Consider the following 10,415-nt stretch of genomic DNA (forward strand, 5'->3'; position numbering starts at 1 on the left):
GCTCGTCGCCACGGGCCACGCCGGGGCCGTCGGCGTCGGTGTCGTGCGGGCCGAGGCGACGGCCGGGGACGCGACGAGGCCGACGCCGACGGCACCCACGAGCAGCCGCCGTGCCGCAGCCGGCAGCACGACCAGTTGCGCGCGCCGCGCGAGCGCACCGACCCGGCCGGGCACGGCGGTCGCGACGACGAGCAGCAGGCCGAGACCGAGCCAGGCCGCGGTCGCGAACGCGAGCGCGCGCGAGAGCTCGAGCAGTGCACCGTCGGGATCGGCGGCGAGGTGGTGGAGGGCCCAGGCGACGCGGCGCGGGTGCGGCCTGCACAGCCGGAGCGCGACGAGGTCGGTCGCCACCGCAGCCGCCACCCTCGCGCCCATGCCGGTCCTTTCGTTTGCTTGTGTTTGCGTCCAAGTAAGCATGATGACGTCGGCTTGATGCAACCGGGGATCACGACCTGGGGACAACGGCGCGGCCGCGCACCGGAGCGGTGCGAAGCTGTCGACATGCGTTGGGAGGGGTTGTTCGCCGACCTCGCCGCCCAGGCCGAGGCGCTCGAGCGGGCCGAACGCGCCGCCGAGATCGACGAGCGCACCCGGGGCGAGGCCGCCACGCTCGGCGTGCTCGACCGGCTGCGTGCCGCCGTGGGCACGACGGTGCGCGTCGGTGTGCCGGGTGTCGGCCCGGTGACCGGACGGCTCGGCACGGTCGGGGCCGACTGGCTGCTGGTGGACGAGGGGTCCGGACGCGAGGCGCTCGTGCCCGTCGCCGCGGTGCTGACCGTGCGCGGCATCGGCCGCACGGCGCTCACCGCCGAGGTCGCGGGCCCCGTCGCGGCGCGGCTGCGGCTGACGTCGGCGCTGCGCGGCGTGGCGCGCGACCGCTCAGCGGTCCGGGTGCATCTGGTCGACGGGACGGTGCTCGACGGCACCCTCGACCGGGTCGGCCGCGATCACCTCGACGTGGCCGCGCACGCGCCGGGCGAACCACGTCGCGCGCGGGAGGTGCGCGAGATCGACCTGGTGCCCTTCGCCGCGCTCGCGCTGCTGCGCCGTCTCGTGTGAGGCGCGACGAGCATCGGCGGCCGGGCGCCGGGATCAGGCGGCGATCAGGCGGCGATCAGTCGGCATCGGCCTCGACGAACGGGTGCTCGGCAATGAAGGCGCGCGTCTGCTCGTACATGCGGGCGATGTAGGCCTCGAGCTTGTCGCGCTCGACGCGCCACTGGCCGCGTCCGCCGATCTTGATCGCCTCGAGCTCGTTGTTCCGCACGAGCGCGTAGGTCTGCGACGTGGAGATGTTCAGGATCTCGGCGACGTCGGTCAACGTCAGGAACCGGGGTTCCTGGGCCATCGGTGGGCCCTCCTTCCACGCCTCGGACGCGGCCAGTCTCGCACCCCGGCCCCGACGGCCGGCGGGTTGTCCACAAGGTCCGGATCCGATTTTCCACATCGACGATCACGGGTGACCATCGTGCGGTGGTGCTCGCGTCCTCTCCCGCCTCACCGGCCGTGTCCGGTCGGTCGCCCGTGCCGTTGGCACCTCCGTCCCCCCGCCCGCGGCGGGTGTCGACGCCGAGCTGGCTCGACCTGCGGCTGGTGCTCGGCGTGGTGCTCGTCGTCGGTTCGGTGCTGCTCGGCGCGGTGGTCGTCGCGCGGGCGCACGCGACACGTCCCGTCGTCACCGCCGCCCACGAACTGGCGGCGGGCACCGTGCTCAACACCGGCGACCTCGCCGTCGTGCGGGTGCAGCTCGGCGACGATGCCGCCCGGCGCTACGCCGCCGACCCGACCGCCCTGGTCGGCAAGCGGCTGCAGCGCGCGGTCGGGGCCGGCGAGCTGGTGCCGACCGGCGCGGTCGCGTCCCCGCCGGCGCTGACGACACTGTCGATCACCTTCGCGACCGGTGACGCGCCCACGCTGCGGGCGGGCGAGCGGGTGGAACTGTGGGTGACCGGCCCGCACTGCGCCTCGGTCGTGCTGCTGCCCGATGTCACCGTGCAGAGCGCGAGCTCGCTCGACGCGGGCTTCGGCAGCACCGCCGACGGCCAGCGCATCGTGATCAGCGTGCCGCGGGCCGACGCCGGACGGGTGGTCGCCGCCCAGGCGATCGACCAGGGACGCATCCGGGCGGGCATCCTCACCGGCGCCGCGAACGCGCCGGCCGAGGCGCCGGGCGACCTCAGCGCCTGCGCCGAACCGACCCGATGAGGCTGCCCGTCCTCAGCGCCGCCGAGGGGGCGGCGTGGGAGGAGCGTCTGCTCACCGGGCTGCCCGCCGTCCCGGGTGGGGTGGTGATCGCGCGCCGTTGCGTCGACGTCGTCGACCTGCTCGCCGTGGCGGCGTCCGGCCAGGGACGCGCGGCGCTCGTCGCCGCCGACCTGCGGCGGCTCGACGCCGATGCCGTCGACCGCCTGCGCTCCTGCGACGTCGCACCCGTGGGCGTGGTGCGCGTCGGCGACGAGGCCGCCGAACAGCGGCTGCGCGCCCTCGGCATCGTGCACCTGCTGCCGGACGACGCCGAGGCGTCGGTGGCCGCGGCGGTCATCGCCGAGGCGGTGCGCGACCAAGCCACCCCGCCGGGCACCGACCGCAGCTATGCCGCCACCGGCTCGGTGCCCATCACCGGTGGAGCGCTTCCGCCGGGTGCCGGCGCGCCACCCGAGGCGGCCGACGACCGCACCGGCACGGTGGTCGCCGTCTGGGGGCCGACCGGTGCGCCCGGGCGCACGCTGCTGACCGTCACCCTCGCCGACGAGCTCGCCCGGCTCGGCCGCTCGGCGCTGGCCGTGGACGCCGATGTGTACGGCGGCACCATCGCGCCGATGCTCGGCCTGCTCGACGAGTCGCCGGGCGTCGCGGCGGCGTGCCGGCAGGCGTCGTCCGCCGGGCTCGACGGCACCGCCCTCGCCGCCCTGTGCTGGCAGCTCGGACCGTCGCTGCGCGTGCTCACCGGCATCCCGCTCGCGTCTCGCTGGCCGGAGGTGCGGCCGACCGCGCTCGCCGCGGTGCTCGGCGCCGCCCGCCGCCTCGCCGACGTCACCGTCGTCGACTGCGGGTTCTGCCTCGAGGCCGACGAGGAGCTCTCGTTCGACACGCTCGCCCCCCGGCGCAACGGCGCCACCCTCGCCGTGTTGGACGACGCCGACCTCGTGCTCGTCGTCGGGTCGGCCGACCCGATCGGCATGCAGCGGCTCGTGCGCGCCCGCGCCGAGCTGCGCGACGCCGAGATCGAGGCGCCGGTGCGGGTGGTGCTGAACCGGGTGCGCAGCGGTGTCGTGCCGGGCGACGTGCACACCGAGCTGCGCACCGCGCTCGAGCGCTTCGCCGGATGCACGCCGACCGCGATGCTGCCGTTCGACGGACGCACCGTCGACGCCGCCCTCGCCCGCGGCCGGCTGCTCGGCGAGGCGGCGCCGGGCAGCCCGCTGCGCCTGGCCGTCGTCGAGCTGGCGGCGACCCTGGCCGGCGTCCCTGTGCCCGGACGCGGCCGCCGACGCCGCTGACGGCGGCGCCCCGCTGCGTCCATCTGCGAGGATGGGCACGGGCCAGGAGCGAGGACGGGGAGGCGCGGCGGATGGAGCGGCTGTCGTCGGCCGACGTCGCCTTCCTCCACCAGGAGACGCGGACGACACCGCAGCACGTCGGTGGTCTGGCGATCTTCGATCCGCCGGCGAGCGGCTTCGACTACGACCGGCTGCTGCGCCTGCTCGAGGAGCGCATCTCGCTCGCGCCGCGCTACCGGCAGCGGGTGCGGCGGGTGCCCGGGCACCTGGCCAACCCGATCTGGGTCGACGACCCCCGTTTCGACATCACCTACCACGTGCGCCGCTCCGCCCTGCCGCGACCGGGCACCGAGGCGCAGCTGCTCGAGTTCTGCGCCCGCATCCAGTCACGGCTGCTCGACCGCGGCCGCCCGCTCTGGGAGATGTATCTCGTCGATGGCCTCGGCGGCGGGCGCGTCGCCATCGTCACCAAGACCCACCAGGCGATGGTCGACGAGGCCGGCGCGGTCGACCTGTTCGAGGTGATCCTGGACGCCGCCCCCGAGCCCCGCCGGACGGTGCAGGCGCTCTGGATGCCGCAGCCCGAACCGGGCTCGTTGGCGCTCGTGCGCGACGCCGCCCGCGCGATGGTGCTGCGCCCGACCACGCTGGTCGACAGCGCCCGGGTGGGGCTGGCCGACGCCCGCGTCGAGCTGGCCCGGGCGTCGGCGCGCGCCGGCGGTCTCGGTCCGGCCGTCCGCGGCGTGGTGTCGGTGGGGCGGTCGGTGCTGCGCCGGCCCCCACCCTCGCCGCTGCAGATCCGGCTCAGCGAGCAGCGCCGGCTGGCGATCTCGCGCACCCGGCTCGACGACTTCCGCCGGGTGCGGGCCGCGTACGGCGGCACCGTGAACGACGTCGTGCTCGCGGTGATCACCGGCGCGCTGCGCGGCTGGCTGCTCTCGCGAGCCGTGCCGCTGCGCCCGGCCACGACCGTGCGCGCCCTGGTGCCGGTGAGCGTCGTCGACGACGACGAGGGGACGCCGCGCAGCAGCGTCGAGGCCGCGCACCCGTCGCGCTCCGGCGACCCGGCGACGCGGGTGCGTCCGCTGCTCGTCGACCTGCCCGTCGGCGAGCCCGACCCGGTGCTGCGGCTGACCCAGCTGCGGTACGCCATGGCCACGCACCGGGCGTCCGGGCGGGCGGTCGGGGCCGACGCCCTCACCCGGCTCGGTGGCTTCGCGCCGCCGACGCTGCTGGCCCTCGGCGCCCGTGCCTCGAGCGGCTTGACGCGGCGCATGTTCAGCCTGGTCGTGACCAACGTGCCAGGCCCGCAGGTGTCGCTGTACGCGGCGGGCGCCCGGCTGCGCGAGATGTTCCCGATCCTGCCGATCTCGGCCGGCCAGGCGCTCTCGATCGCCCTCACCTCGTACGACGGCGGGGTCTGCTTCGGTATCAACGCCGACCGCGACGGGGTGCGCGACGCCGACGCGCTCGCCCGCCTCATCGAGGAGTCGTTGCAGGAGCTGCTCAGCGGCATCCCCGCCGTCGAGGACGCCCGTTCGGCCGGCGAACGCCGGCGTCGTCCGCCGGGCCGCGCCGTGCGCGGCCCCCGCCGCGAGCGCAGCAGCGGCCCGCGACCGCCGCGCGGACGCCCGACAGACCCGGAGGACCCGGCATGAGGGTGTACCTGCCCGGCACGACGACGACCCTGCGCGAGCTGCTCGCCGAGCGCGCCGTGCCAGGGGGAGCGACCGCGTTCGCGGTGACGCCCGGCCTGCGCGAGTGGTACCTCGACGACGACGACGAGGAGCTCGAGTACGCGGCGCTCACCGAGGCGGCTCGCGGCTCGCTGCGGCTGCTCGACGCCGACCCCGCCGCCGCCCGCCGCCGCGTCGTGCTGGCCGCGGACGTGCCGGACGCCGACGTCGTCGTGCGCGACGACCTCGACCGCGGGGTGGTGACGGTGGCGGCCGCCGTGCCCCTCGCGGCTGTCGCCTCGGTGCACGTCGACGACGCCGACGCCGAGCCGGCCGTGACCGCGGGCGCCGCGTCGATCATCGCGGCCGACCTCGGTGACGAGTCGGCGCAGGACGCGGTCGACGACGTCGAGGGCTTCGAACTGGCCTGGTACGCGACGCAGGAGATCGAACCGCTGCTCACCGGGCTCACCTGACCCCGGTGCGTCGGGCCGGCGGCGTGGCACGATCGGGCCATGGATGCGGTCACCGTCCCACCCCCACCCAGCAACGAGCCGGTGCGCGCCTACGCGCCGGGCAGCAGCGAACGTGAGCGGCTGATCGAGACGCTCGACCAACTGGCCGGCGAGACGATCGACCTGCCGATGGCGCTCGGCCGTACCCGCAGGCCCGGCGGCGGCGCGGCCTTCGAGGTGCGGGCGCCGCACCGTCACGACCTGCTGCTCGGCCGGTCCGCCGAGGCGACCGACGCCGACGTCGCCGAGGCGATCGACGTGGCGCTGGCTGCCGCGCCGGCCTGGCGTGACCTCTCCTTCGACGACCGTGCCGCGATCTTCCTGCGCGCCGCCGAGCTGCTGTCGACGACGTGGCGCGACACCTTGAACGCGGCCACCATGCTCGGGCAGTCGAAGACGGCCCAGCAGGCCGAGATCGACTCGGCCTGCGAGCTGGCCGACTTCCTGCGGTTCAACGTCCACTTCGCCCGGCAGATCATCGCCGACCAGCCGTCGGCCTCGACCGGCGTCTGGAACCGTTCGGACTACCGGCCGCTCGAGGGTTTCGTCCTCGCGATCACGCCGTTCAACTTCACCGCCATCGCGGGCAACCTCCCGACCGCGCCGGCGCTGCTGGGCAATGTGGTCGTCTGGAAGCCGTCTCCCACCCAGCAGCTGGCGGCCGAGTACACGATGCGACTGCTCGAGCAGGCCGGCCTGCCGCCAGGGGTCATCACGATGGTCACGGGCAACGGGGCTGCGGTCTCCGCCGTGGCCGTCCCGCACCGCCGCCTGGCCGGCATCCACTTCACCGGGTCGACCGCGACGTTCCAGCAGCTGTGGCGCGCGGTCGGGTCGTCCATCGACCGGTACGCGGGCTACCCACGGCTGGTGGGCGAGACCGGTGGCAAGGACTTCGTGCTGGCCCATCCCTCGGCCGATCCCGCCGCGCTCGTCACCGGTCTCGTGCGCGGCGCCTTCGAGTACCAGGGCCAGAAGTGCTCGGCGGCGTCGCGCGCCTACGTGCCCCGTTCGCTCTGGGAGCGCGGGGTGCGCGACGACCTCGCCGCCACGACCGAGGCGCTCGCCTTCGGCGACGTCCGCGACCTCACCAACTTCGGCGGGGCGGTGATCGACCGGCGTGCCTTCGAGCGCCTCGCCGGGGCGCTTGCCCGCGCCAAGGACGTCGCGTCGATCCTCGCCGGCGGCACCGCCGACGACCGTGACGGCTGGTTCGTGCGACCGACCGTGGTCGTGTCCGACGATCCTGCGGCGGAGTTCTTCCGGCAGGAGTACTTCGGCCCGCTGCTCGCCGTGCACGTCTACGACGACGGGGCGTGGGGTGACATGTTCGACCTCGTCGACCGCACCGCGCCGTACGCCCTCACCGGCGCGGTCTTCGCGACCGACCGGGAGGCGATCGCGGAGGCGCAGCACCGGCTGCGCTTCACCGCGGGCAACTTCTACGTCAACGACAAGCCGACGGGTGCGGTCGTGGGACAGCAGCCCTTCGGCGGCGGGCGGGCGTCGGGGACGAACGACAAGGCGGGCTCCATGTGGAATCTGATCCGCTGGCTGTCGCCGCGCTCGATCAAGGAGACCTTCGTGCCGCCCACCGACCACCGCTACCCGCACATGGGCTGAGCTCAGCACGGCGTGACCCGCTCGGCGGCGTCACCCGGGTCATCACCGACGAGCGCGACCTGCAGGGGTACGGGCTCGCCGCCGGCGAACGCGCCATCCCAGGTGCGGTCGCCCACGACGATGCCCCGTCCCGGTGGTGCGGCGGACGGCCGCCGCGGGCCACGGACACCGAGCAGGTCGCCGTCCGCGGGGCCCGGCTGCAGCAGCACCCCGCAGCGGCGGCGTCGCAGCTCGGCGACCAGGCCGCGGTAGCTGGTGGCGATGTCGTCGGTGCGTCCCGCCGCGACGACCAGGGCGGGCGCGTCGTCGTCGCGCAGGAGCCGGTGCAGATGGTCGCCGAGGCGCGTGTCGTCGAGCGACTCGACGTCGTCGATCAGCACCAGGGTGGGGTCGACGACGTCGAGCAGGTGCGGTGGGGGATCGCCGTCGGGACGCAGCACCTCGACGCCGAGTCGCCGCGCGGACCCCGCCAGCGGTGATCGCGCGGGCGCCACGACGACCGGTTTGAGGTCGCGGTCATGCGCCTGGTGCAGCAGCAGCCGCAGCAGCGTCGACCGCCCGGACCGCGGTGGCCCCGCCACGAGCAGCGCGTCGTGCGTCGCCGGTCGCCACCGCACGACCTCCGCGGTGTCACCGCCGACGCCGAGCAGCAGGCCGTCGCCGGCGGCGTCGATGTCGCCGACGTGCACCCGCTCCGGGAGCGGGACGATGCGGACGGGCGGCCAGGCCGGCCGCGGCGCCGGCCGTGCTGCGATGGCGGCGACCCGGCGCGCGAGGTCGGCCGTCGCGCCCGGCCCGTCGGCGATGACCGCGAGCTGCACCTCGGCGGCCTCCGGCACCAGCAGACCGCGCCCCGGTGGCAGCTGCGCGGGGACCGCCTTCGGGCCGATGCCCGCCAGCCCGAAGTCGCCGCGGTCGTTCGGCGTCAGCAGCATGCGGTGGGCGAAGACGCCCGCGACGCGGGGCGAGAGCGTGGTGCGGTCACCCGTGAGCAGCACCGTGACGCCCGCGGCGGCGCCCGTGCGGGCGATGGCCAGCAACGTCTCGGCCGCCCGCCCACCGTCGAGCTCGTCGGACAGCGCGGTCAGCGCCTCCCAGCCGTCGACGACCACCAGCTGGGCCGGCAGGCCGTGACCGGCCTCGGCGAACGACGAGCGGCCGCGCCCGGCGAGGTGCCGGCGACGCCGCTCGAGGTCGGCCGCCAGTCGGTCGAGCAGGCGCAGTGCGTCGCCGCCGTGCCCGATGCACGCCGTGCTGACGTGCGGCAGCGCGGCCAGCGGCCCGAGCCGCGCCGCGGGATCGACGACGGCGACCTGCAGCCGGTCGGGGCCGACCCGGTCGGCGGCGGCGAGCACCGCGGTGAGGCAGGCGGTGCTGCGTCCGGAACGCGCACCGCCCGAGACGAGCCACCCGCCGGCCCGGGCGAGGTCGAGCACCAGCGCGTCCTGGCGCTGGACGTCGGGGCGGTCGACGAGGCCGAACGGCACTCGCAGCGGGTCGTCGGTCGCGGGCAGGTCGGCGAGGGCGAGCCGGTCGGGGAGGGCGGGCAGCCACGGGCCTGGATGGCCGTGGCGCCCGTGCCGGTCGGCCGCCGTCCGGACTGCCCCGACGAGCCGCGCGAGATCGGTCTCGCCGCCGGTCACCGCCTGCGGGCGGCTGCGCCACGGCCCGAGGCAGCGCACGGCCGCGTCGTCGGCCCGTGCGACACCGGACGCGTGTGCGACCTGGACATGGGTGAGGCTCGCGCCGAGGCGGACGACGGCCCGGCCCGGCAGACGACGGTCGATGCCCGCCGCGGCCGGATCGTCGAGCACGTCGGTCGACTCGTTCGGATCGGTGACCCGCAGTGCGATGCGCAGGGCGGTGTTCGCGCGGATCTCCGGCGAGACGGCCGTCCCCGGCCGTTGGGTGGCCAGCACGAGGTGCACGCCCAGCGACCTGCCGCGGCGCGCGATGCCGACCAGGCCGGGGATGAACTCGGGCAGCTCGCCGGCCAGCGACGCGAACTCGTCGACGACGATCACCAGGCGGGGCACCGGGGGCACGCCCGCGCGCGCACGATAGGTCGTCAGGTCGGGTGCGCCGGCGGCCGCGAAGCGCTGCTCGCGGCGCAGCAGTTCCGCGTCGAGCGAGCGCAGCGCCCGCCGGGTCAAGTGCGGGTCGAGGTCGGTGACCACGCCGACGGTGTGCGGCAGCCCGGCGCACTCGGCGAAGGCGGCGCCGCCCTTGTAGTCGACGAGCAGGAGGGCAAGGTCCTCGGGCGGGTGCTCGAGGGCGAGACCGACGACCAGGGTCTGCAGCAGTTCCGACTTGCCCGCACCGGTCGTCCCGGCGACCAGGGCGTGCGGGCCGTCCGCGGCGAGGTCGAGGACGAGGTCGCCGTCGGCGCCGCGTCCGACCGTCGTGCGCGCACCGTCGCCGGCGGCGGCCCACCGGGCCACCACGACGTCCGGGTCGAGCAGCCCGTCGTGCACGTCGACGAGCGAGCACGTCGGCGGCAGCGTCGCGCTCGGGTCGCCGTCGGCGTCGATGAGCGGCGCGAGCGCCCGGGCGACACGATCGGCCCAGGCGGCGCTCACCTGGTCGAGCACGCCCTCGTGCCGCTCGTCCGACATGAGGACGAACGTGCTGCCGGTCGCGCCGCCGATGTCGACGACCGCCCGGCAGCCCGACGGCAGGGCCCCGGCGCGCGGGGCGAGCCACACCGCCGTCACGCCGACGGCTGGACCTCGCGCGACCAGTTCCGCCAGGCCGGGCACGTCCGCGCGCACGTCCCCGGGATCGATCAGCACAACGAGCCACGGCCACGAGGTCGCTGCGGACGACGCGGACCGCCGGGCCGCCGTGCGCCGGTCGACGACGGCGAGCAGGTCACGGACGACCGCCGGCCACTCGTCCGTGGCGGATGCCACCCGCCCGCGCAGGTGGGGCAGCCACCGGCACCAGCGCCACGACCCGTCGTCGGCCGTCAGCACCGCCAGCTCGAGATCCACGGGTGAGTGCAGGGCGGCGAGCTGGGCGAGCAGCCAGCGCCCGACGGCGTCCCGCGCCGACCGAGGGCCGGCCACGCCGACGGCGCCCGGCCGCAGCGAGACCGTCAG

8 protein-coding genes and 1 pseudogene are annotated in these 10,415 nt (G+C 76.1%); 6 read left to right on the forward strand and 3 right to left on the reverse strand.

The window, feature by feature from the left end; genetic code table 11:
- A pseudogene (locus tag ACTHMS_RS02670) lies at positions 1 to 375 on the reverse strand (hypothetical protein); the annotation flags it as partial.
- A gap of 126 nt (positions 376 to 501) precedes the next feature.
- Between ACTHMS_RS02670 and ACTHMS_RS02675 the strand changes: the two are divergent.
- Positions 502 to 1,059, forward strand: coding sequence for a hypothetical protein (locus ACTHMS_RS02675; RefSeq protein ID WP_440305131.1), 558 nt, complete (start codon positions 502 to 504; stop codon positions 1,057 to 1,059).
- 55 nt (positions 1,060 to 1,114) lie between these two features.
- On the opposite strand, the gene ACTHMS_RS02680 is transcribed toward ACTHMS_RS02675, so the two are convergent.
- Complete coding sequence (locus ACTHMS_RS02680) at positions 1,115 to 1,348, reverse strand: helix-turn-helix domain-containing protein (protein WP_440305132.1); 234 nt, start codon at positions 1,346 to 1,348, stop codon at positions 1,115 to 1,117.
- 176 nt (positions 1,349 to 1,524) lie between these two features.
- Here ACTHMS_RS02680 and ACTHMS_RS02685 point away from each other — a divergent pair, with 176 nt between their 5' ends.
- From ACTHMS_RS02685 to pruA, 5 genes are all read left to right on the forward strand, one after another.
- Positions 1,525 to 2,205 (forward strand): SAF domain-containing protein, encoded by a 681-nt coding sequence (locus ACTHMS_RS02685; protein ID WP_440305133.1) that lies wholly within the window; start codon positions 1,525 to 1,527, stop codon positions 2,203 to 2,205.
- Positions 2,202 to 3,500: an AAA family ATPase gene (locus tag ACTHMS_RS02690; protein ID WP_440305134.1), complete on the forward strand. Its 1,299-nt coding sequence runs from the start codon at positions 2,202 to 2,204 to the stop codon at positions 3,498 to 3,500. The genes ACTHMS_RS02685 and ACTHMS_RS02690 overlap by 4 nt, the downstream gene beginning before the upstream one ends.
- A 71-nt stretch (positions 3,501 to 3,571) precedes the next feature.
- Positions 3,572 to 5,158, forward strand: coding sequence for a WS/DGAT/MGAT family O-acyltransferase (locus ACTHMS_RS02695; RefSeq protein ID WP_440305135.1), 1,587 nt, complete (start codon positions 3,572 to 3,574; stop codon positions 5,156 to 5,158).
- Positions 5,155 to 5,652 carry a DUF6912 family protein gene (locus tag ACTHMS_RS02700; protein WP_440305136.1) on the forward strand — a complete coding sequence of 166 codons (498 nt, stop codon included), beginning with the start codon at positions 5,155 to 5,157 and terminating at the stop codon, positions 5,650 to 5,652. The genes ACTHMS_RS02695 and ACTHMS_RS02700 overlap by 4 nt, the downstream gene beginning before the upstream one ends.
- A 39-nt stretch (positions 5,653 to 5,691) precedes the next feature.
- Positions 5,692 to 7,314 (forward strand): L-glutamate gamma-semialdehyde dehydrogenase, encoded by a 1,623-nt coding sequence (pruA, locus tag ACTHMS_RS02705; RefSeq protein WP_440305137.1) that lies wholly within the window; start codon positions 5,692 to 5,694, stop codon positions 7,312 to 7,314.
- 2 nt (positions 7,315 to 7,316) lie between these two features.
- On the opposite strand, the gene ACTHMS_RS02710 is transcribed toward pruA, so the two are convergent.
- The coding region (locus ACTHMS_RS02710; RefSeq protein ID WP_440305138.1) for an FtsK/SpoIIIE domain-containing protein at positions 7,317 to 10,415 on the reverse strand (3,099 nt) is incomplete at its 5' end.

It is taken from the genome of Jatrophihabitans sp. (genome assembly GCF_051960575.1).
In the GTDB taxonomy this organism is placed as follows: Bacteria; Actinomycetota; Actinomycetes; order Mycobacteriales; family Jatrophihabitantaceae; genus JBQCEE01.